Consider the following 21,401-nt stretch of genomic DNA (forward strand, 5'->3'; position numbering starts at 1 on the left):
GGGTTCAGCGATACCAGCGCGGCGTATAGACCCACTCGCGCGCGTTGCCGATCGCGAAACGGCGCGTCGTCGACGAACCGACGATCACCATCGTGCGCATGTCGACCTGGTCGCTGCGCAGCGCGCCGAGCGTCGTCGTCGTGAGCGTCGCGCCCGGCCGGCCGATGTCGCGGCCGAGCACGACCACCGTATCGGCGGTGCGGTGCGCGCGCACGACATCGAGCGCACGATCGAGCTGCCACGGCCGCGCACGCGAGATCGGGTTGTAGAACGCCATCACGAGATCGGCCTGCGCCGCATGCCGCAGGCGCGTCTCGATCACGTCCCACGGCTTCAGGTTGTCCGACAGCGAGATCGCGCAGAAATCGTGGCCGAGCGGCGCGCCGGCCTGCGCGGCCGTCGCGAGCGACGCCGAGATGCCGGGCTCCACGCGCAGGTCGACCGCGGCCCAGTGCGGATCGCGCGCTTCGTCGAGCGCTTCGAGCACGGCCGCGGCCATCGCGAATACGCCCGGGTCGCCCGACGACACGACCGCGACGCGCCGGCCCTCGGCTGCAAGCTCGAACGCATGGCGCGCACGCTGCATCTCCTCGCGATTGTCGGTGCCGTGCACGCGCTGATCGTCGCGGAACGGGCCGGCCATGTTCACGTAGGTCGTGTAGCCGAGGATGTCGGTCGCTTCGGCGAGTGCGGCGCGCGCGGCCGGCGTGAGCCACGCGGCACCGCCCGGGCCGAGGCCGAGCACCGTCAGGCGGCCGCGCGCACGGCCGAGCATGGCGGGATCGACCGGATGCGATGCGACTGCGCATGCGATGCCGTTCGTCGTGGCACGCAGCGTGTGCGCGACGCGCAACGTGCAGCCAAGCAGTGCGGCCGCCGCATCGGTTGGTGCGTCGACATCGGCATCGGCATCGACGAAGCGCAGCGGCACGTCGAGCGTGTGCGCGGCTTCTTCCAGCGCGGCATCGCCGATTGCCGATGCAGGCGCAACGATGGCCGCGAGCGCCAGCCGTGCGAGACCTTGCGCATCGAGTGCGGCATCGATGCGCGCAGCGAGCGCTTCATCCGCGTGGATAGCCTGCGCATCGACACCCACCACCACGCTGCGCGGATGAATCACGAGTTCGTCGCGCGTACCGCGCCATGCATCGGGTGTCACGCGGATCGCATGCGCGGCCGCGTCATCGCGCGGCAGCGCGACATCGTCGAGCCACGGCGCCGCGCCGTCGATGCGCGTCGACGCGCCCGCGAGCAGATCGGACACGAAGCGCTTGCCCTGGGCGAGATCGGCGAGCGCATAGCCTTCCGGCGGATTGAGCACGCACGCGCCGAAGCGCAGTTCGCCGCTCGTCGTGATCGCCGGCGCGACGCCGACGCATGCGGCGATTTCGCGCGCGATCACGTTGACGCCGGTCAGACCGCCGAGCAGCGGCACGACCGCCGAACCGTCTTCCGCCACCGCGAGCACGGGCGGCTCGACGCCCTTGTCGGCCAGCGCGGGGGCGATGCAGCGGATCACGATGCCGGCCGCGCACAGCGCGACGATCGGCAGGCCGCGGGCATAGAGTTCACGCAGGTGCGCGCCGAGATCGTCGAACGGCACGTCGGCCGCGACGCGCGATGCGAGGCCATGCACGAGTGCACCCGGATAGCGCGCCTGGATGCGCCGCGCGGTATCGAGCGCGCCCGCGCCGAGAATCACGATCGCGGGCGGAGTCGTCATCCTTGCCATTTTTCCCCCGGCACGACCAGCAGCGAGAAATACGGCGACGCCATCGGATCGACTTCGTCGAGCGGCACGATGCGCTGGTTCGCCATCGTCGCGCGCTCGACATACAGCGCGCGCTTCGCGAGCCCCAGTTCGTCGAGCACGCGCCGCACCTTGTCGAAATTGCGGCCGAGCTTCATCACGACGGCCGCGTCGGCCCGCGCGAGCCGTTCGCGCAGTTCGTGCTCGGGCAACACGCCCGACAGCACCGACAGGCTCTGGTTGCGATAGACGAGCGGCTGGCCGAGCACGGCCGTGCCGCCGAGCATCGAGCACACGCCGGGGATCACCTCGGTGTCGTAGCGCGGCGCGAGGCGGTCGTGCAGGTACATGTACGAGCCGTAGAAGAACGGGTCGCCTTCGCAGATCACCGCGACGTCGCGCCCCGCATCGAGGTGCGCGGCAACGATCTCGGCGGCCGTGTCGTAGAAGTCGGCGATCACCGTCTCGTAGCACAGCGGCGGCGGCAGCGCCTCGGTCGTCACCGGATAGACGAGCGGCAGTTGCGTCTGCCCGTCCCGCAGGTGCGCTTCGACGATGCCGTACGCATTGCCTTTCTTGCCCTTCGCGACGAAATACGCGACCACGGGCGCGGCCTGCAGCACACGCAGCGCCTTGATCGTCATCAGTTCAGGATCGCCGGGGCCGACACCGACCCCGAACAGGCGTCCGCGCGCGGTCGTCATTCGACCTCCGTCGCGAGCGCATTGACCGCTGCCGCCGCCATCGCACTGCCGCCGCGCCGGCCGAGCACCGCGACGTACGGCACGCCGCGGCTGTCGGCGTCGAGCAACGCCTTCGATTCGGCCGCGCCGATGAAGCCGACCGGGAAACCGAGGATCAGCGCGGGGCGCGGGGCGCCGGCGTCGATCATGTCGAGCAGGTGGAACAGCGCGGTCGGCGCATTGCCGATCACGACGACGCTGCCCGCGAGGTGCGGACGCCACAGTTCGAGTGCGGCAGCCGAACGCGTATTGCCGAGATGCCGCGCGAGATCGGGCACCTCGGGCTCGCCGAGCGTGCAGATCACGCGGTTGTCGGCCGGCAGCCGCGCGCGCGTGATGCCTTCGGCGACCATCCTCGCGTCGCACAGGATCGGCGCGCCGGCCGCGAGCGCCGTGCGGCCCGCCGTGCCGGCACCGGCCGAGAAGCGCAGGTCGTAGACGACGTCGACCATCCCGCACGCATGGATCACGCGCACCGCGAGTTTCTCGAGGTCGGGCGGAACCTGCGACAGGTCGGCCTCGGCGCGGATCGTCGCGAACGACTGGCGGTAGATTTCCTGCCCGTCGCGAATGTAGTCAAGCATCGGTGGTGTCCTGGCTGTGCCGCGCGCCCGTCAGTCGGGCCGCGGCCTGGTCAATCGTCAGATGGCGCGCGAGCGGGGCGCCGAGGCCCGCCGCGGCGTCGCGCCGGTAAAGGTCGTAGTGCGCGGGCGCAACCGCGACGAGCGTGTGCGTCGCGGGATGCGGCAGCGCGCAGTGGCGCTCGCAGCCGGTCAGGTGCACGTCGACCGCGTGGCCGATGCGCGCGGCAAGCGCGAGCGCGTCGTGTTTCGTGTCGGCGCGTGCCTTCGCGCAGCCCGCGCTGCCGGTGCACGCGACGAGCGACGCGAGCGGGTCGGACGACGCGCAGACGAAGCCGAGCGACGCGAGCGCATCGAGCGTGGCCGACGCGCGTTCGAGCGATACGCCATGCAGGAACACGCCTTGCCACGGCGTCATCGACAGCGTGCCGTCGCCGTCGGTTTCTGCCAGCGCGGCGAGCCGCTCCAGTTGCGTTGCATCGAGCCGGCCGAGCACGCATTGCGCGCCGATGCTGCAGCGCGCCGCATCGAGCGACGGGCGCATGCCGAAACGCAGCGCCGCGTCGGTGCGCGTGCGGCGCCAGCCGGTGAGCGCCGGATCGGCTGCAAGCGGGAAGGGCAGGTATTGCCGTGCGCGTTCGAGCAGCGCGCGTTCGCCGCATGTTGCGAGCAACGCGCGCATCCGCGTGACGTCGGCCGGCGCAAGATCGAGGAACGCGAGCAGCAGCGCACGGACCAGCGCGACGCCTTGATCGGGCGCGACATCGATCGAAGCGGGTGGGTCGTCGTGCGCGACCGGCGGGCAGCCGGCCAGCCCGGCCGCGAGGCGCACTGCGCCGTCGCCGCGTCGCCATGCGGCCAGCCAGATGTCGTGCGGATGATCGAGCGCCGCGACCGATTCGCCGCCGTCGAGCTGGATCGAGAATTTCGGCGACAGCTCGCTACGGCGCGGCTCGCGCGCCAGCATGTCGAACAGCGGCGCGGCGAGCGCGCGGCCGTCGACGAGCGCGGCGGGATCGTGGCCGGCGAGCGGGCTGAGCATCAGATTGCGGACGTCGTCGCTCGCGGCGAGCGCGGCCGCGTCGGCGGTGGCATTCGCGGTGCTGTCGATGCGGGGGCCAAGGCCCGCGTCGAGCAAGGCGCGCGTCAGTGCGTCGGCCGCACCGTCGCGAATGCCGCGCAGCTGGAGATTCGCGCGATTGGTCGCGTCGATCGCACCGGAGCCGAATGCACGCGCGGCGGCGGCAATCGCACGCGCCTGGCGCGCATCGAGCCGGCCGCCCGGCAGCTTGATCCGGCACAGCCCGCCGTCGGCGGCCGCGACCACGCGCACGAGCCCCGGGCAGGCCGACGGGCGCACGACGGGCGACGCAGGAATCGAAACGGGGGCGGAACTCAACGGGGTACCGGGGCAGTGTCGCGCCGCGGCCAACGCATCGGTACACCCCGCCCGACGCCGACTGGCACGCACGCACTTTCTGGCCGGCAGGTCTCCTGGCTGACAGGTCGGCGCCGGCTCCCGGCCTTCCCGGTGGAACCAGTGGCATGAGGGGGGAGATCGGCTCGCTGTCTACAGTTGCGGGGGCAGCCACAGCGGCGCGTGGCGCGCCCTGTGTTCCCTCTTCGGCCCCGAGGGGCACCGGCGAACGAACGGCCGTAGGATACCCGATTTTCACGACGATCCAGCATTGTCGATGCGCCGCGCACCCGCGTCGCAGCACGGTCGCAGCCGGTTTTGCTCTATCTTGCAAATGGTACGATTGGCGGCTCGACATCAGATCGGCGACCGCCGGAATCCGCCATGAAACTCACCAGGACGGAGCTGTTCGGCATGGGCATTGCACTGGGCCTGCTGGCCATCCCGGCCTGGATGCTGCTCGCGTGCATGCTGATCCCGCTTGCGCCGTCGGCCGAGTGGCCGAAGAATGTCGGGCTCGCCGGCCTCGGCGTGCCGATCGTGGCGGGCGGAACGTTCCTGTACAGGAAAAGCGGTGCACGCTCGCTCATGTGGTTGCTGCTTGGCTGGCTGCTGATCGCGTCGATCGGCGGCATGTATCTGGGCTTGCTGGTCTTGATTGGCCCTGTGCCGCGCGGCTGACGTCGTCGCCGTATCGCACCGGCGGGCGGGCGACACGCCCGGCGCGGGAGCGGATCAGGATCATCAACGAATCAACGCGCGGCGGCCCGGTAGCCGCGCCTCGCAACAAACGGTAGGGAATCGAACGATGGGGAAGGGTGCATGACGGCGTGGCTGACGGTAGTGGGTATCGGCGACGACGGTTACGCGGGGCTCGGACGCAGCGCGCGTCGCGCGCTGCTCGACGCGACGCTCGTCGTCGGCGCGAAGCGGCATCTCGACATGCTGCCCGCGCGGCTGCCGACCGCGCGCGAAACGTGGCCGTCGCCGTTCGATCTCGCCGGTGTGCTGGCGCGTCGCGCGTCGCCCGTCTGCGTGCTCGCCAGCGGCGACCCGATGCTGTTCGGCGTCGGCGCCACGCTCGCACGCACGCTGACCCCGGGCGAATGGCGCGTGTTGCCCGCGCCGTCGTCGCTGTCGCTGGCAGCCGCCCGCCTCGGCTGGGCGCTGCAGGATATCGGCGCGGTCTCGCTCGTCGGCCGGCCGCTTGCGACGCTCGCGCGTTACCTGCTGCCCGGCCGCCGCCTGTTCGTGCTGAGCGCCGACGGCCGGACGCCGGCCGCCGTCGCGGCCGAACTCGTCGCACGCGGCTTCGGGCCGACGCGCATCAGCGTGTTCGAACATCTGGGCGGCCCGCTCGAGCGGCGGCTCGACGGGCTCGCGCAGGACTGGCGCATCGACGAAACGGCCGCGCTGAATCTGGTCGCGCTCGACTGCCGGGCCGGCCCCGACGCGCCGCGCCGCGCGCTCACGCCCGGCCTGCCCGACGATGCGTACCGCCATGACGGCCAGCTCACCAAGCGCGACCTGCGCGCGATGACGCTCGGTCGCCTCGCGCCCGTGCCCGGCGAGCTGCTGTGGGACGTCGGCGCCGGCAGCGGCTCGATCGGCATCGAATGGATGCGCGCGCATCCGTCATGCCAGGCGATCGCGATCGAAGCGCATGCGGAGCGGCAGCGCTTCATCGAGCACAACCGCGACGCGCTCGGCGTGCCGGGCCTGCAGCTCGTCGCGGGCCGCGCGCCCGATGCGCTCGCGGGACTCGCCGCGCCCGACGCGATCTTCATCGGCGGCGGGGCGACCGCGCCCGGCGTGCTCGACGCGTGCTGGGCAGCGCTGAAGCCCGGCGGCCGGCTGGTCGCGAACGCGGTCACGCTGCAGGGCGAGATGGCGCTCGCCGCGTGGCGCGACGCGCATGGCGGCACGCTCACGCGCGTGTCGCTCGCGCATGCCGAGCCGCTCGGCCGCTTCGATACGTGGCGGCAGCCGTTGCCGGTCACGCTGTACGACGTGCGCAAGCCCGACGCGGCCGACACGACCGCATCGTCGGCCACCGCGAACGCACCGGACGCAACGGACGCGTGATGCGCGACGAGACCCCCGAACAGCCCGCGCCGCTACGCTTCGGCTATACGACCGGCAGCTGCGCGACCGCGACGTCGCTCGCCGCCGCGCGGCTGCTGCTCGCGGGCCGGGCGGACGACGCGGTCGAGATCGTGCTGCCGAAGGGGCAGCGCGTGATGATGCGGCTCGAGTTCTGCCGGACCACGGCCGACGGTGCGGAAGCCGCCACGATCAAGGATGCCGGCGACGATCCGGACGTGACGCACGGCGCGCTGATCTTCGCGCGCGTCGCGCTCGCGGCGGCGCCCGGCGTGCGGTTTCACGCGGGGCCGGGCGTCGGCACGGTCACGCGCGCGGGGCTGACGCTGCCGGTCGGCGAACCGGCGATCAACCCGGTGCCGCGCCAGATGATGACGACGCACCTGGAAGCGCTGGCGGCCGAGCATGGCTACGCGGGCGGCTTCGACGTGACGATCGGCGTCGAAGGCGGCGAAGCGCTCGCGCTGAAGACGATGAACCCGCGCCTCGGCATCGTCGGCGGCCTGTCGATCCTCGGCACGACCGGCATCGTGCGGCCGTTCTCGTGCTCGGCCTATATCGCGTCGATCCACCAGGGCATCGACGTCGCGCGCGCGAACGGCATCGCGCATATCGCCGCCTGCACGGGCAACGCCAGCGAAGACGCGATGCGTGCGCACTACCACCTGCCCGACATGGCGCTGATCGAGATGGGCGATTTCGCGGGCGCGGTGCTCAAGCACCTGCGGCGCGCACCGGTCGCGCGGCTGTCGATGTGCGGCGGCTTCGGCAAGCTCAGCAAGCTCGCCGCGGGCCATCTCGACCTGCACAGCCGCCATTCGAGCATCGACCTGCCGCTGCTCGCGCAGTGGGCGGCCGACGCGGGCGCAAGCGACACGCTGCAGGCCGCGATGCGCGCTGCGAACACGAGCCAGGAAGCGCTGAAGCTCGCGCACGCCGACGGCGTGCCGCTCGGCGATCTCGTCTGCGCGCAGGCGCTGCGCGTCGCGCGCGACATCGTGCCGCCGTCGGTCGCCGTCGAGATGTTCGCGATCGACCGGCAGGGCCGCTTCGTCGGGGAGGCGCGATGAGCGTGCGCATCCTGCTGCTCGGCGGCACCGGCGACGCACTGAAAATCGCGCGTGCGCTCGGGCCGCGTCACGTCTACAGCCTGGCCGGGCTCGGCAAGGTGCCTGACGATCTGCGCTGCGACGTGCGCGTCGGCGGCTTCGGCGGTGCCGCCGGGCTAGCCGCGTATCTGCGCGACGCCGGCATCGGCCTCGTGATCGACGCGACCCATCCTTATGCCGCGCGGATCAGTGCGAATGCCGCTGCCGCGGCACGTGAAGCGGGCGTGCCGTTGTGGGCACTGCGTCGCGCGCCGTGGACGCCGCAACCCGGTGACGACTGGCGCATGGTCGACGACTGGGCCGGTATCGAGGCCGCGCTTGCGCCGTTCACGCGGCCGCTGTTCACGCTCGGCCGCGAACCGCTCGCGCATCTCGACGCGATCCCGCCGCACCAGTTCTGGCTCGTGCGCTGCCTCGACGCACATCCCGGCAACGCGCGGGCGCAGATCGTCGCCGCGCGCGGGCCGTTCACGCTCGACGGCGAGCGCGCGCTGTTCGCGCTGATGGGCATCGACGTCGTCGTCAGCAAGAACAGCGGTGGCGCAGCCACCGAAGCCAAGCTCGACGTCGCGCGCGAACGCAGGCTGCCGGTCGTGATGCTGCGCCGGCCGCCGCTGCCCGACGCCGACCGCGCGTTCGATTCGGCCGCGGCGCTCATCGACGCGCTCGATCCGGCCACGCGCGCATGACGCCGTGCGGCCGGTCACCCCTTGAATTGACGGAGATTTTTCGATGACGGTGTATTTCATCGGCGCGGGCCCCGGCGACCCGGAGCTGATCACGGTGAAGGGCCAGCGCCTCGTGCGCACGTGCCCGGTGATCCTGTATGCGGGTTCGCTGGTGCCGGCGGCCGTGCTCGACGGCCATCGCGCGGAGCAGGTCGTCAATACGGCCGAACTCGACCTCGACGCCATCGTCGCGCTGCTCGCCGGCGCGCACGCGAAAGGGCAGGACGTCGCGCGTGTGCACTCAGGCGACCCGTCGCTGTACGGCGCGATCGGCGAACAGATCCGCCGTCTCAAGGCGCTCGGGATTCCGTACGAAATCGTACCCGGCGTGACGGCCACGGCCGCATGCGCGGCCACGCTCGGCGTCGAGCTGACGCTGCCCGGCGTCGCGCAGACGGTGATCCTCACGCGCTTCGCGGGCAAGACGACGATGCCGGAAGGCGAAGCGCTCGGCTCGCTCGCCGCGCATCGCGCGACGCTCGCGATCCATCTCGGCGTGCGCCATCTCGCCCGCATCGTCGACGAAGTGATGCCGCATTACGGCGCCGATTGCCCGGTCGCGGTGATCTATCGCGCGAGCTGGCCCGATGAGGAACGCGTGACCGGCACGCTCGCCGACATCGTCGCCAGGGTGCACGGCACGCAGATCGAGCGCACCGCGCTGATCCTGATCGGGCGCGTGCTCGACGCCGAAGGGTTCGCGGATTCGACGCTGTACGCGAGCGCGGGCTGACTACGCGCGGACCGGCCCGAGTTCGGTGCGGCGTTCACGCAGGTGCGTGTAAAGCGCCGCGCCGATCGTGATCGCGCCGCCGACGAAGTAGATCGGCGATGCCGATTCGCCGAGGATCAGGATCGACGCGACGATGCCGATGACGGGGATCAGGTTGAGCACGACCACGCTCCAGTACGATGCGTTGTCGCGCGCACCGCGAAAATAGAACAGGAACGCGAGCGTGAACTGCAGCACGCCGATCGCCAGCGCGGGCCACACGGCCGGCCACGCCGGCAATCGGTGCGGCCCGCCGCTGTTCACGTCGATGCCGAGCAGGACGAGCGCCAGGAGCAGCGAACCAGCCTGCTGGATGAGCAGCATCGCCGTCGCGGACGGGAGCGTCACGGCCTGCGTCGACAGCGACACGTACAGCGCGGCTACCATCACGCCGGCGAACACGAGCGCATCGCCGCGCAGCGACGCGTGCCCGTCCGCCGACGCATCGCCGAGCGTGATGACGACGACACCCATCAACGCGACGACGCCCGCGACCAGCAGCCGCCTGTCGACCCTGAACCGGAACAGCACGATGTTGAACGCGAGGATGCCGAGCGGTTCGAGCGCGAAGATCACCGACGTGTGCAGCGCGGACGTGGATTGCATGCCGACGAACCCGAGGTAGTACGCGCCGCACGGTTCGAGCATGCCGATCAGCGCGACGACGGCGACCTGCGCCGGGGCGATGCCTGTCACGCTCACACGTTGTACGGCGGCGAGACACGCGAGCACCGCGACGCTGGCGGCGATCTGCAGCACGATGAGCCACGCGGGCGACAGGGCAGGCAACGCCATCTTGCTGAACGGAATGGCGACGCCCCAGCACAGCGTCGCCATGAGCAGGCATCCGGTCTTGCGCGCGTTGTCGTTCATGCGGTGACTCCACTCGGCCTGTCGACCCGTAGAATGCGGGCGTGCGGCGGCTGACATCGGTGAAACGATGGTTTAAATTATATGCGTGACGCACACATATACTAGGAGCGGCTACGTGAAAAGGCAACGCCTGAACAATTTGCTGGGCGCGCTCGCGCTTGGGTTGAACGACCGGGTAGAGGACGCGATCGCCCGCGACACGGGGCTGCACGGTTCGAGCGTGGATGCGCTGGTGCTGCTGTCGCAATCGCATGCGCTGACGATCGACGCGCTGGCGCGGCAATTGATGCTCGTGCATTCGTCGGCCGTGCGGCTCGCCGAGCGGATGACGCAGGAAGGGCTCGTCGCACGCGAGCCCGGCGACGACAGGCGCACCGTCGTGCTGACGCTGACCGAGGCCGGGCACGATGCGGTGCAGCAGGTGCTTGCAGCGCGCGGCGCGGCGATCGCGGACCTCACGCGCACGTTGACGCCGGAGCAATGCGCGCAGCTCATCCCGATCTGCGAGCAACTGGTCGGCGCGCTGGCCGACGACATGCACAACGCGATCCGCATCTGCCGGCTGTGCGACGAAGACGCGTGCGACTTGCGGCGCTGCCCGTCCGAGCGCGCCTGCCGGCGATTCGAGGCGGAACGGGAAACGGACGGCTGAGAACGGCACGTCATCTGGGCGGGGCGGGCGCTTTCAGGCAGACTGGGCCACTTCGCACGATCGCGGCGCAGTGCGTAAGCCACCTTACAAGGACACCGTTGAATGAGTACCCGTATTCGATCAGGCATGTTCGGCCTGGCGGGATTGACGGCCGCGCTGCTGGCGGCATCCGCGGTCAGTGCCGCCGGCGAAGCGAACGAAGCCCGCGCGGTGCCCTTTGTCGAGGTCGCAAAAACCGCCGTGCCCGATCGCGACTGGCAGCACACGCTTTGCGGGTTGGCGTCGGCATCGTGCGGCGCCCCCGGCCAGTCAGGCGACGCGGACAACGCGCCGTCGCTGTACCGGGCCAGGAACGACGCGTCGGGCCTCTACTACGCGATCCTGCCGGGCCCGCAGCTGCTGAAAGCGAGTTTCGCGTCCGCCGCCGGCTGGAAGGTCGTGCAGCAGTGGGACTTCTCCGACTACCAGCCCGCCGACCGGGTTGATGGCGACGGCCAGCCGCCGCCGCTCCGGATCTACCCCGCGCTGTACCCGCTGGGCGGCGAGCGCTTCGCGGTCGCGGTGCTGGCCGGTTGGTCCGAAAGTTACTCAGGCGGTGGCGGAAGCTGGGAAAACGCCGACTTCGTCGAACTGCGGCCGAACGGCGGGCACGCCGGCACGCCGCGCGTGTCGAAGCTCCCGTTCAGCTGCAGCAAGCAGATTCGCGCCTGCTTCACCGAGCACGACTATCAGCACTCGCCGCATTGCAGCGAGGACTTCGACGGTTCGCTGCGGCTGCGCTTCGTGCCCGGCGCGAGCGGGGGCAATCTCGACTGGATCGCCACCTGGAAAGAGCGCCATTGGCCGGGCCAGGAACCGCAGAGCAAGACCGGGCATACGTCGGTTTCCGTCACGCTGCCGGCCGGACGAGACCCGGTCGCCGCAGGCAACGCGCTGCGCGACAAGATCTCGTTTTGCGAGCCGGTCAACTGAGCGGCGGCCGCTGCTACGCACGCGCGGCGTGCAGCACCCGCTTCGGTGCAAACCCGGCCGCGAGTGCGAACAGCGCGACACACAGGCAGGCCATCGCGATCCACGCGGGCGTCAGGTCCGCGAGATGCTGGCGCACGATACCCGCCGCGAACGGGAACAGCCCGGCGATCAGGTAGCCGATACCCTGCACGAAGCCCGTCAGCGACGCGGCATCGGCCGGCGTCGTCGCATGGTCGACCGTGACGATCAGCGACAGCGGAAACAGCGCACCGATCCCCGCGCCCATCAGCAGCGCGGCCGGCAACGCGAGCGCTTCCGGTGCGGCCAGCATCACCAGCAAGCCGACGAACAGCGACGCGATCGCCGCATGCAGCGCGGGCCGGCGATCGGGCAGGCGGTCGATCATGGCCGAGATCGTCAGCCCTGCGACGACTTCCGCAAGCGTCACGCCGCCGAGCAGGCTGCCGGCCGACGTCGGCGACCAGCCGAGCCGCATGTAGTACGGCGGCAGCCACGCGAGCACGAGCGTGTACGCGCCGGTCGCGATCCCGAAGAACAGCGCGAGCCGCCACGCGCGTGGCGAGCGCGACGGCTGTGCGCTCGATGCCGACGTCGGCCCGGTGGCGAGCGCGTCGCCGCCGCGGCTGGCCAGCGGCCACGCGAGTGCGGCCACCGCCGCCGGCAGCGCCCAGCCCGCGAGCGCGGCGAGCCAGCCCCAGTGGGCCGCGGCGAATGGCGCGACGACGCTCGCGAGCACGGCGCCGCCCATGATCGACGTCGAATAGACGCCCATCGCACCGCCGATCCGCGTCGCGAAATGCGCCTTCACGAAGCCGGGCAGCAGCGCCTGCACCATCGCGATCCCGACGCCCGCGCAGCAGGCGCTCGCGAGCAGCAGCCACGCGTGCTGCGCGCCGACGCGCGACACGCAGGCCAGCCCGATCAGCGCGACGCCGAGCCAGACACCGCCCGCGATGCCGGTCAGGCGTTGCAGGCGCCGCGCACTCAGTGCGCCGAGCCCCATCAGCAGGATCGGGATCGTCGTCAGCAGGCTGGCCGCGCCGTCACTGATGCCAGTCGCGCGCTGGATCATGTCGAGCAGCGGACCGACCGCGGCGAGCGCCGGTCGCAGGTTCAGCCCGACAAGCACGATGGCGGCGAGCCGCCATCCGGGGGAAGTGAAGCGATTCATCGCAAAGCCCTCGAAATCGGTGCGCGGCCCCGGGGAGGTGCCGCGCGTTTTTCATGTAAAGTATCTCGACATCAAGATAAATGCTGATTTATCTCGACGTCAAGATAACTGGTGAGCCGAGGAGGGTTAATGGATCGAGCCGCGCATGCGCTCGCACAATGGCGCGCCGAGCGCCCGGATCTCGACGCGTCGTCGATGGTCGTGATGGGGCGGCTGCAGGAGGTGGCGCTCGTGATCGCGCGCGACCGTCTCAATCCGCTGTTTGCGCGCTACGGGATGCAGCCGGGCGAATTCGACGTGCTGGCGACGTTGCGGCGCGGCGGGGCGCCGTTCGCGCTGACGCCGACGGCGCTGTACGACGCACTGATGATGTCGTCGGGCGGGATGACGGCGCGCATCGACCGGTTGCAGAAGGCCGGTTGGGTGGAGCGCCGGCCGAACCCGGCCGACGGGCGTGGCACGCTCGTCGCGCTGACGGATACCGGTCGCGCGCTGATCGACGACGCGGTCGTTGCGCACATCGACAACCAGCGCGCGCTGCTGGCCGTGCTGTCGGACGCGGAACAGGCGCAGTTGTCGCAACTGCTGGAAAAACTGCTCGCGGGGCTGGAAGACGAAGCGTCGAAAGGGGCTGGCGGCAAGTAGCACGGCCGAATGCGTGACGCACACTGCGACCTCCCGGCACGACTCCTGTGCAAGCTTCAGTTCACGCGTTGCACCGATGCGCGGAAAGCCTAGGTGGTGAATGGGGCCATGGCGCTCTCCCCAAAAATCCTTCGATTGACGGATCGCGAGGGCGAAAACGATGAAGTAACATTGCCTTATCTCAACAAAATATGAATTTCACTCATTCACCATGCTTGACCGTATTCATTTGTCCATCGTTCAGGAGGTGGAAAAGCAGGGTTCGCTGACCGCAGCCGCAGGCGTCCTGCACGTGACGCAGTCGGCGTTGAGCCACAGCATGAAGAAACTGGAGCAGCAGCTCGGCACCGACATCTGGCTGCGCGAAGGCCGCAGCCTGCGCCTGACCCAGGCCGGCCAATATCTGCTGGCGGTGGCCAACCGGGTGCTGCCGCAGCTGAATCTGGCCGAAGAGCGCTTGCAGCAGTTCGCCCAGGGGGAGCGGGGCACGCTGCGCATCGGCATGGAATGTCACCCTTGTTACCAGTGGCTGTTGAAAGTCGTGTCGCCGTATCTGGCCGCGTGGCCGGATGTGGACGTCGACGTAAAACAGAAATTCCAGTTCGGCGGCATCGGCGCGCTGTTCGGTTACGAGATCGACCTGCTGGTCACCCCCGATCCGCTGGACAAGCCCGGCCTGGTATTCGAACCGGTGTTCGACTACGAGCAAGTCCTGGTCGTTGCCGGCAATCACAAGCTGGCCGAGGAGGAATACGTCCAGCCCAAGCAGTTGAGCAACGAGGTGCTGGTGACCTACCCGGTGCCGGTCGACCGCCTGGATATCTACAGCATGTTCCTCACGCCGGCCGGCATCGCGCCCAAACGCCACAAGGCGATCGAGACCACCGACATCATGCTGCAGATGGTCGCCAGCGGCCGCGGCGTGGCTGCGCTGCCGCGCTGGCTGGTGCTGGAATACGCGGACAAGATGGATGTGGTGCCGGTAAGGCTGGGCGAGCACGGCATTGCGAAACACATCTATCTGGGGGCTCGCGAGGCGGACGTGGGTACCGATTACCTGCGTGCGTTCATCGAACAGGCGAAAAGGCCCGACGTGGCTTGATGCTTCGTGGCAGCGGGTTCCATGAATGCGGCTCATGGGAACATGAAAACATATCCATTTTCATTGCTCCCGGTCGGAGGCGACAATCGGCGGTTACCCAGTCCGGCGAATGCGGGCGTATTTCATGGAGTTCTCATGGCATCCACTATCGAACGCACGCCATTGGCGTTACCGGGCGGGCACAAGAAAGTGCTGCTGCATTCCTGCTGCGCGCCATGCTCGGGCGAAGTGATGGAAGCCATGCAGGCGTCCGGCATCGACTTCACGATCTTCTTCTACAACCCGAATATCCATCCGCTGAAGGAATACGAACTACGCAAGCAGGAGAACATCCGGTTTGCAGAGCAATTCGGTATTCCCTTCATCGATGCCGACTACGACCGCGACAACTGGTTCGAGCGTGCCAAGGGCATGGAAAACGAACCGGAGCGCGGCATCCGCTGCACCATGTGCTTCGATATGCGTTTCGAGCGCACGGCGTTGTATGCCCATGAACACGGCTTCCCTGCCATCACCAGTTCGTTGGGCATATCGCGGTGGAAGAACATGCAGCAGATCAACGATTGCGGTGTGCGCGCGGCCTCGCACTATCCCGACATGCTGTATTGGGAATACAACTGGCGCAAAGGCGGCGGCTCCGCGCGCATGATCGAGATCAGCAAGCGGGAAAACTTCTACCAGCAGGAATATTGCGGCTGCGTCTACTCGCTACGCGACACCAATCGGCATCGACTGGAAAGCGGCCGGGAGCGCATTCAGCTGGGCGTGAAGTTCTACGGCGACGACGACTCGGCAATCGAGTCCTGAGCTCGCCACGCGTCTCTTTTACGCACGCGTCTTTTCACGGTTCGCCGGTCGATTCGATCCGAAGCAAACGAACCTTCTTGTCGCGCCAGGCGTTCGCCAAGCTCGCTCCATGACTTCGCCATCAAGCGCTCGGCCTGGCCGAGCGCCTGAGCGGTCAAACCACGCAATCAAGCAACGCCTCTGACGCCGATGCCCCAGGACTCGAACGGCTCGGGACATGAAGGGTCGCATGACCGCGTAGCTAGCTTGGGCAGGCCCTGAAGATGCGCATTGAGGGGGCAAGCCGGCGAGCACGCCAGCCGGCACGCCACACCATGAACGCGGCTAATGGTTCGATGAGATTAATTCACTTTTTTTCATGGATGGCCCGGCATAAAATTTGTCTTCAATGCCGATATCGCAAAGATTTCTGAGCAAAGATCAGAAAATAAAATCGGAAAGCATCGAAAAAACCAAGGGATGAATCCAGGTCTCATCTCGGAAATCAGGGCGTCAGATCAAAATGAGTAAAGATTTTACATTTACCATCAAGCGCATTTGCTTCGATGAAGACTATCGTCCGTCCGACAGTACGCGTATCACGACCAACTTTGCCAACCTGGCCAGAGGGACAAGTCGTCAAGAGAACTTGCGCAACACATTCAGGATGATCGACAACCGTTTCAATGCCCTGGCGCATTGGGACAACCCTGAAGGCAATCGCTATGCCGTCAAGCTTGAAATCATTTCCGTTGAAATGAGCATTAGCGGTGAAAACAGCGACACTCCGCTCCCTTTGATTGAAATATTGAAAACGAATATCGTCGATCAAAAAACCGGCGAGCACATCGAAGGCATCGTCGGCAACAATTTCTCGTCTTACGTGCGAGATTATGACTTCAGCGTTCTGTTGCTGGAGCACACCCGGAATCAGGCCGAATTCAGCACCCCGGAGAATTTTGGCGACCTGCACGGGAAGCTGTTCAAATGCTTCGTGAACTCGAGCGCCTACAAGGCCAATTTCAAAAAGCAACCCGTTATCTGCCTGAGCGTCTCGAGCAGCAAGACCTATCATCGGACCGCCAATCAGCATCCGGTGTTGGGCATCGAATACCTGCAGGACGAATACTCGCTGACTGACGAATACTTCCAGAAGATGGGATTGAAGGTTCGTTATTTCATGCCGCCGAACAGTGTCGCGCCTTTGGCTTTTTATTTTTCCGGCGACTTGCTGGGCGATTACAGCGATCTCGAGCTTATCGGCACCATCAGCACGATGGATACGTTCCAGAAGATTTATCGGCCCGAGATTTACAACGCGAATTCCGCAGCAGGGAAGTCCTATCAGCCAAGCTTGAAGCACCAGGATTTTTCGCTGACTCGAATTGTTTACGATCGGGAAGAGCGCAGCCGGCTGGCTATCGAGCAGGGAAAGTTTGTCGAAGAGCACTTCATCAAACCGTACCACGCCGTTCTTGAGCAGTGGTCCGCTAACTACGCTCTTTGATTCACCAAAACACAAGGTCATCTACTGTGAAGAAATTGTTGCCCACTTCGACTGCCGGCAGTTTGCCCAAACCCTCCTGGCTCGCACAACCCGAGACACTGTGGTCGCCCTGGAAATTGCAGGACGACGGGTTGATCGAAGGCAAGCAGGATGCCTTGCGTTTGTCGTTGCAAGAGCAACAACATGCGGGCATCGATATCGTCAGTGACGGCGAGCAAACGCGCCAGCATTTCGTGACGACGTTTATCGAGCATCTCGACGGCGTTGATTTTGCGAACCGCAAGACCGTGAGAATTCGCGATCGCTATGATGCAAGCGTGCCGACGGTCGTGGGTGCCGTTGCTCGACAAAAGCCGGTGTTCGTTGAAGATGCCAAGTTTTTGCGCCAGCAAACCAAGCAGCCCATCAAATGGGCTCTGCCGGGCCCGATGACCATGATCGACACGCTTTACGACGATCATTACAAAAGTCGCGAAAAGCTGGCCTGGGAGTTCGCAAAGATCCTGAACCAGGAGGCCAAGGAGCTGGAGGCCGCCGGCGTCGACATCATCCAGTTCGACGAGCCCGCGTTCAATGTCTTCTTCGACGAGGTGAACGAGTGGGGCGTCGCGACCCTGGAGAGGGCAATCGAAGGGCTCAAGTGCGAGACTGCCGTGCATATTTGCTATGGCTACGGCATCAAGGCCAATACGGACTGGAAAAAGACGCTGGGGTCGGAGTGGCGGCAATACGAAGAAGCCTTTCCCAAGCTGCAAAAATCCAGCATCGGCATGGTTTCGCTGGAATGCCACAACTCACATGTCCCGATGGAGCTGATCGAACTCATTCGAGGCAAGAAGGTGATGGTAGGGGCCATCGATGTGGCAAACCATACCGTTGAAACGCCCGAGGAAGTCGCCAACACGTTGCGAAAGGCGCTTCAGTTTGTCGATGCCGACAAGCTCTATCCTTGCACCAACTGCGGCATGGCTCCCTTGTCTCGCGAAGTCGCGAGAGGCAAGCTGAATGCCTTGAGTGCGGGCGCGGAAATCGTTCGGCGAGAACTCTCGAACTAGTTCCGAGCCAACATCGAAAGCGATGCTCGGGAGGACCGGGGGTGGTGCAGATTCGAGGGAATTTCTTAAAAGAACGCCCTGAATCTGTTGAAGTACGCCGCCCAGGTTGCTCGAGCATCCCGATGATGCAAGGATCTTTGTCGACTCCGATCAAGCCGGCAAGCGCAAGCAGGCCCGTCAGTTGTTTCCGATCGAAATGGCTCAGGCGGCAACGTGAAGGGTTTGCTTGCCCTGATCGAGCCGCCTTCGCTCGAGCTGTACCCCGTATCCAGTTCCTACCATGTCACTTTCCAGCACGGCCATCGAGCCATTGAGCTTTCGCGAAGCGCTCGGGCACTACGCATCCGGCATCACGGTGATTACATCGCACACCGATGGCGAGCCGATCGGCTTCACTTGCCAGTCGTTCTATAGCGTGTCGATGAGCCCGCCGCTGGTGTCGTTCAGCGTCATGTCCGGTTCGGGAAGCTATCCCAAGATTCGCCAGGCAGGTCGATTCGCCGTCAATATCCTGTCGGATGAGCAAGCCGGAATTTCCAACCAGTTCGCGCGACGGGGCACGGACAAGTGGCACGGAGTCGAATGGCAAGCGTCGCCGCTGGGTAACCCGATCATTGCCGGCAGCCTTCACTGGCTCGATTGCGAAATCCATGCCGAACACGCCGCGGGCGATCACCTGATCGTGATTGGCGAAGTGAAAGCGTTGAACCTGCAACAAGCAGCTGCTACGCAGCCATTGCTGTATTTCAAAGGGCAATATCGCAATATTGCCGCGCATGCCGAGGTTTGAGCGTTGACAGCCGTTCCTTGAGGGGCGATTGTTCGCGCGGGGACAAGACAGCTTCGAAAAGCCCGCCGCGTAATGCGGCGGGCGTTGCAGTTCGCGGCCCGCACAACGTGCGCCCGCAAAACCCGTCAGCCGCGTGCCGGAATGTTGAGCCCGCGCTCGACGGCCGGACGTGCAACGAACGCGGCGAGTACCCGCGCGACGTTCCGGAATTCGCTGAAGCCGACCAGGTCGCCCGCTTCGTAGAAGCCGACGAGGTTGCGCACCCACGGGAAGATCGCGATGTCGGCGATCGTGTAGGTATCGCCCATCACCCACTGGCGGTTCGCGAGGTGCGCGTCGAGCACGCCGAGCAGGCGCTTCGATTCGTCGACGTAGCGGTCACGCGGGCGCTTGTCCTCGTAGTCGCGGCCGGCAAACTTGTGGAAGAAGCCGACCTGGCCGAACATCGGCCCGATGCCGCCCATCTGGAACATCACCCACTGGATCGTCTCGTAGCGGCCCGCGAGATCCTTCGGGATCAACTGGCCCGTCTTGTCCGCGAGATAGATCAGGATCGCACCCGATTCGAACAGCGGCAGCGGCTTGCCGTCCGGGCCGTTGGGATCGATGATCGCCGGGATCTTGTTGTTCGGGTTCAGCGACAGGAATGCGGGCGACAGCTGGTCGTTCGTGTCGAAGCGCACGAGGTGCGGCTCGTACGGCAGGCCGGTTTCCTCGAGCATGATCGACACCTTGACGCCGTTCGGCGTCGGCAGCGAGTAGAGCTGGAGACGATCGGGGTGCTGGGCCGGCCACTTTTGCGTGATCGGGAAGGCGGACAGGTCGGACATGAAGGTTCGCTCGTCGAAGGGGATGATCCGCGCTCCCTCCGACCTGCCGCGTTCGATGCGCGGCGGCGGGGCGGAGCGCGCCGAAAACGCCCACTGTAGCCGATCCCGGCGATCGATGCCGATGGCGGCCGCGCGCGCCCCCCGCCACACGGCCGGAAACCGTCAGAAGTTGTGTCGCAGCCCGACCATCGCGGCCGTCGTGCCGACGCCCGGCGCGACCGGCTGCCCGTACACGAGCATCTGGTCCATCGTGCCGCGGTTGTTCACGTGGCCGACCTGCGCATAGACCATCGTCCGCTTCGACAGGCTGTAGTCGGCCGCGAGCACGACCGCCGTCGACTTGTTTGCAGACTGGTTGCGGTCCTTCAGGTAATACACCGCGGACGTCACCTGCAGCGCGGGCGTGAAGCGATAGCCGATGCCGGCCGACAGCATGTCGAGGTTCACCTTGTCCGCATGCGACGGATTCCTGCCATTGCCGTACGACGCCGACACCGAGAAATCGCGGATCGTGTATTTCGCGCCGACGTAGACGAAGCGGTTGTTGTCGACGCCGGTCGGCGCGACGCCCGGAGCCGGGCTCGTGTCGTGGCCGTTGTAGTAGACCGCCGATGCATTCAGCCCGTAGTTCGCATACTTCAGCACGACCGATTCGCGCGTGCCGCCCTGGAACTGCCCGGCCACGCCGCCCGGCGCGTATTCGAGCGCGATCGACGCGCCCGCGAAGGTCGGCGACTGGTAGACGAGCGCATTGCTGTCGTACAGCGCGCCGATCGCGGCGTTGGTGCTCGTCCCCGACCAGCCGGCCGCCGTGTTCAGCCCAAGCCACGCGACCAGCACGCTGCCGAAGAACTGCGCGTTGCGCACGTCGGTGTCGGCCATCGCGTAGATCATCGGCACGATCTGGCGGCCGGCCGTGAACGTGCCGAACGGGCCCGACACGCCGAGCGACGCGACCTGGTTGAAGATCGCGACCGTGCCCGGCGTATCGCTCAGTTGCAGCTTGCCGGTACCGCTGTCGAACGAACCCTGCAGCTTGAAGTTGACCTTGTAGCCGCCGCCGATGTCCTCGCTGCCCTTGATGCCCCAGAAGCTCGAGTAGATGCCGCCGTCCTTCATGCGGAACACCTTGCCGGTATTCGGCGCGGTCGGGCTGAACGACGCCGCCGACGTGCTCTGGTACAGCAGGCCCGAGTCGATCACGCCGTAGAGCGTGACGGAGGATTGCGCGTGCGCGAGCGCCGAACAGCCGGCAAGCGCCGCGAGCGCGGCCAGTTTCGTCTTCATGAAGTCTCCAGGGTCGTATTGGACCGCACGGGATCGAGCCCGTCCGGGTAAAGCGGGGAAGCATCGACGCGGGCGGGCAGGCGTGACCTGCGTCGCCCGTGCGAGCCGTGCGGAAAGACTACGCAACGGCGGGCGGCCGCTCCCCCCCATGCGCGGGGGGCAGGGTTGCGGAGAATCGGAGGAAGGCGGGCGCGGCAACGCGCCCGATTGGCGGAACCGGCGTTACAACGTCAGGGCGCGCTTTCGAGCAGGCCGAGCACCAGCGCGCGACGCACCGCATGCTTGCGCGAACTGGCGTCGAGCTTGCCGAACAGGTTCTTCAGGTGCCACTTCACGGTTTCCTCGCCGACGGCGAGCGCCACCGCGATCTCCTTGTTCGACAGGTTTCGCGCGAGCAGCTCGAGAATCGCGCGCTCCTTCGGCGTCAGCACGACGCTCGGCACCGCGCGCGGGCTGGCCGCGACGCGCGGGGCAGGCGGCACGATGCGCGGCTGCGGCAGCGCGTGC

Annotated in this window: 22 protein-coding genes and 1 riboswitch; of the genes, 13 read left to right on the plus strand and 9 right to left on the minus strand. The window is 67.0% G+C overall.

What is annotated here, in order from left to right; translation table 11 throughout:
• Positions 1-4 precede the first annotated feature (4 nt).
• From cobJ to cobG, 4 genes are read right to left on the minus strand one after another with little or no spacing between them, the layout of a single operon-like run.
• A complete protein-coding gene (gene cobJ / locus BDI24065_RS04740) occupies positions 5-1,723 on the minus strand; it encodes a precorrin-3B C(17)-methyltransferase (protein ID WP_175030215.1) in 1,719 nt (572 codons plus the stop codon).
• Positions 1,720-2,454 carry a precorrin-2 C(20)-methyltransferase gene (locus BDI24065_RS04745; protein WP_175030216.1) on the minus strand — a complete coding sequence of 245 codons (735 nt, stop codon included), beginning with the start codon at positions 2,452-2,454 and terminating at the stop codon, positions 1,720-1,722. The genes cobJ and BDI24065_RS04745 overlap by 4 nt, the downstream gene beginning before the upstream one ends.
• Entirely contained in the window at positions 2,451-3,077 is a 627-nt protein-coding gene (locus BDI24065_RS04750; protein WP_174931461.1) for a precorrin-8X methylmutase, read from the minus strand. Before BDI24065_RS04750 ends, BDI24065_RS04745 begins: the two co-directional genes overlap by 4 nt.
• On the minus strand, positions 3,070-4,434 hold the full coding sequence (cobG, locus tag BDI24065_RS04755; protein WP_302479449.1) for a precorrin-3B synthase: 1,365 nt from the start codon (positions 4,432-4,434) through the stop codon (positions 3,070-3,072). Before cobG ends, BDI24065_RS04750 begins: the two co-directional genes overlap by 8 nt.
• A gap of 107 nt (positions 4,435-4,541) precedes the next feature.
• A riboswitch (cobalamin riboswitch) is annotated at positions 4,542-4,733 on the minus strand.
• A 142-nt stretch (positions 4,734-4,875) separates the two neighbouring features.
• On the opposite strand from cobG, the gene BDI24065_RS04760 reads away from it, so the two are divergent.
• From BDI24065_RS04760 to cobM, 5 genes are all read left to right on the plus strand, one after another.
• On the plus strand, positions 4,876-5,172 hold the full coding sequence (locus BDI24065_RS04760; RefSeq protein WP_175030218.1) for a hypothetical protein: 297 nt from the start codon (positions 4,876-4,878) through the stop codon (positions 5,170-5,172).
• Between the two features lie 141 nt (positions 5,173-5,313).
• On the plus strand, positions 5,314-6,576 hold the full coding sequence (cbiE, locus tag BDI24065_RS04765; protein ID WP_175030219.1) for a precorrin-6y C5,15-methyltransferase (decarboxylating) subunit CbiE: 1,263 nt from the start codon (positions 5,314-5,316) through the stop codon (positions 6,574-6,576).
• Positions 6,576-7,664 carry a cobalt-precorrin-5B (C(1))-methyltransferase gene (locus BDI24065_RS04770; protein ID WP_175030220.1) on the plus strand — a complete coding sequence of 363 codons (1,089 nt, stop codon included), beginning with the start codon at positions 6,576-6,578 and terminating at the stop codon, positions 7,662-7,664. The genes cbiE and BDI24065_RS04770 overlap by 1 nt, the downstream gene beginning before the upstream one ends.
• Complete coding sequence (locus tag BDI24065_RS04775) at positions 7,661-8,392, plus strand: cobalt-precorrin-6A reductase (protein WP_175030221.1); 732 nt, start codon at positions 7,661-7,663, stop codon at positions 8,390-8,392. The genes BDI24065_RS04770 and BDI24065_RS04775 overlap by 4 nt, the downstream gene beginning before the upstream one ends.
• Before the next feature lie 43 nt (positions 8,393-8,435).
• Positions 8,436-9,164 (plus strand): precorrin-4 C(11)-methyltransferase, encoded by a 729-nt coding sequence (gene cobM / locus BDI24065_RS04780; RefSeq protein WP_175030222.1) that lies wholly within the window; start codon positions 8,436-8,438, stop codon positions 9,162-9,164.
• Here the strand turns inward: cobM and BDI24065_RS04785 are convergent, their stop codons facing one another.
• Complete coding sequence (locus BDI24065_RS04785; protein WP_175030223.1) at positions 9,165-10,076, minus strand: DMT family transporter; 912 nt, start codon at positions 10,074-10,076, stop codon at positions 9,165-9,167.
• Between the two features lie 115 nt (positions 10,077-10,191).
• Here BDI24065_RS04785 and BDI24065_RS04790 point away from each other — a divergent pair, with 115 nt between their 5' ends.
• Positions 10,192-10,728, plus strand: coding sequence for a MarR family winged helix-turn-helix transcriptional regulator (locus BDI24065_RS04790; RefSeq protein WP_175030224.1), 537 nt, complete (start codon positions 10,192-10,194; stop codon positions 10,726-10,728).
• A 102-nt stretch (positions 10,729-10,830) separates the two neighbouring features.
• Entirely contained in the window at positions 10,831-11,700 is an 870-nt protein-coding gene (locus BDI24065_RS04795) for a hypothetical protein (protein ID WP_175030225.1), read from the plus strand.
• Between the two features lie 13 nt (positions 11,701-11,713).
• Here the strand turns inward: BDI24065_RS04795 and BDI24065_RS04800 are convergent, their stop codons facing one another.
• Positions 11,714-12,892, minus strand: a complete 1,179-nt coding sequence (locus BDI24065_RS04800) for an MFS transporter (protein WP_175030226.1) — start codon at positions 12,890-12,892, stop codon at positions 11,714-11,716.
• Positions 12,893-13,021: 129 nt separating this feature from the next.
• Between BDI24065_RS04800 and BDI24065_RS04805 the strand changes: the two genes are divergently transcribed.
• The 6 genes from BDI24065_RS04805 to BDI24065_RS04830 all read left to right on the plus strand — a co-directional run bounded on the left by BDI24065_RS04805 (position 13,022) and on the right by BDI24065_RS04830 (position 18,777).
• A complete protein-coding gene (locus BDI24065_RS04805; RefSeq protein ID WP_175030227.1) occupies positions 13,022-13,537 on the plus strand; it encodes a MarR family winged helix-turn-helix transcriptional regulator in 516 nt (171 codons plus the stop codon).
• A gap of 211 nt (positions 13,538-13,748) precedes the next feature.
• On the plus strand, positions 13,749-14,639 hold the full coding sequence (locus BDI24065_RS04810; RefSeq protein WP_175030228.1) for a LysR family transcriptional regulator: 891 nt from the start codon (positions 13,749-13,751) through the stop codon (positions 14,637-14,639).
• 135 nt (positions 14,640-14,774) lie between these two features.
• The gene (locus tag BDI24065_RS04815) at positions 14,775-15,446 is read left to right on the plus strand and encodes an epoxyqueuosine reductase QueH (RefSeq protein ID WP_175030229.1); all 672 of its coding nucleotides are present in this window, start codon (positions 14,775-14,777) and stop codon (positions 15,444-15,446) included.
• A gap of 502 nt (positions 15,447-15,948) precedes the next feature.
• The gene (locus BDI24065_RS04820) at positions 15,949-16,932 is read left to right on the plus strand and encodes a DUF1852 domain-containing protein (RefSeq protein ID WP_175030230.1); all 984 of its coding nucleotides are present in this window, start codon (positions 15,949-15,951) and stop codon (positions 16,930-16,932) included.
• Between the two features lie 26 nt (positions 16,933-16,958).
• On the plus strand, positions 16,959-17,987 hold the full coding sequence (locus tag BDI24065_RS04825) for a methionine synthase (RefSeq protein ID WP_175030231.1): 1,029 nt from the start codon (positions 16,959-16,961) through the stop codon (positions 17,985-17,987).
• A 280-nt stretch (positions 17,988-18,267) separates the two neighbouring features.
• Positions 18,268-18,777, plus strand: coding sequence for a flavin reductase family protein (locus BDI24065_RS04830; RefSeq protein ID WP_175030232.1), 510 nt, complete (start codon positions 18,268-18,270; stop codon positions 18,775-18,777).
• A gap of 125 nt (positions 18,778-18,902) precedes the next feature.
• On the opposite strand, the gene BDI24065_RS04835 is transcribed toward BDI24065_RS04830, so the two are convergent.
• From BDI24065_RS04835 to BDI24065_RS04845, 3 genes are all read right to left on the minus strand, one after another.
• Positions 18,903-19,607: a glutathione S-transferase N-terminal domain-containing protein gene (locus BDI24065_RS04835; RefSeq protein WP_175030233.1), complete on the minus strand. Its 705-nt coding sequence runs from the start codon at positions 19,605-19,607 to the stop codon at positions 18,903-18,905.
• A 162-nt stretch (positions 19,608-19,769) separates the two neighbouring features.
• Complete coding sequence (locus BDI24065_RS04840; protein WP_175030234.1) at positions 19,770-20,894, minus strand: porin; 1,125 nt, start codon at positions 20,892-20,894, stop codon at positions 19,770-19,772.
• Between the two features lie 230 nt (positions 20,895-21,124).
• Positions 21,125-21,401: response regulator transcription factor (locus tag BDI24065_RS04845; RefSeq protein WP_254601697.1), on the minus strand; the 277-nt coding region annotated here is incomplete at its 5' end.

This window comes from Burkholderia lata, assembly GCF_902499025.1.
Taxonomy (GTDB): domain Bacteria; phylum Pseudomonadota; class Gammaproteobacteria; order Burkholderiales; family Burkholderiaceae; genus Burkholderia; species Burkholderia lata_C.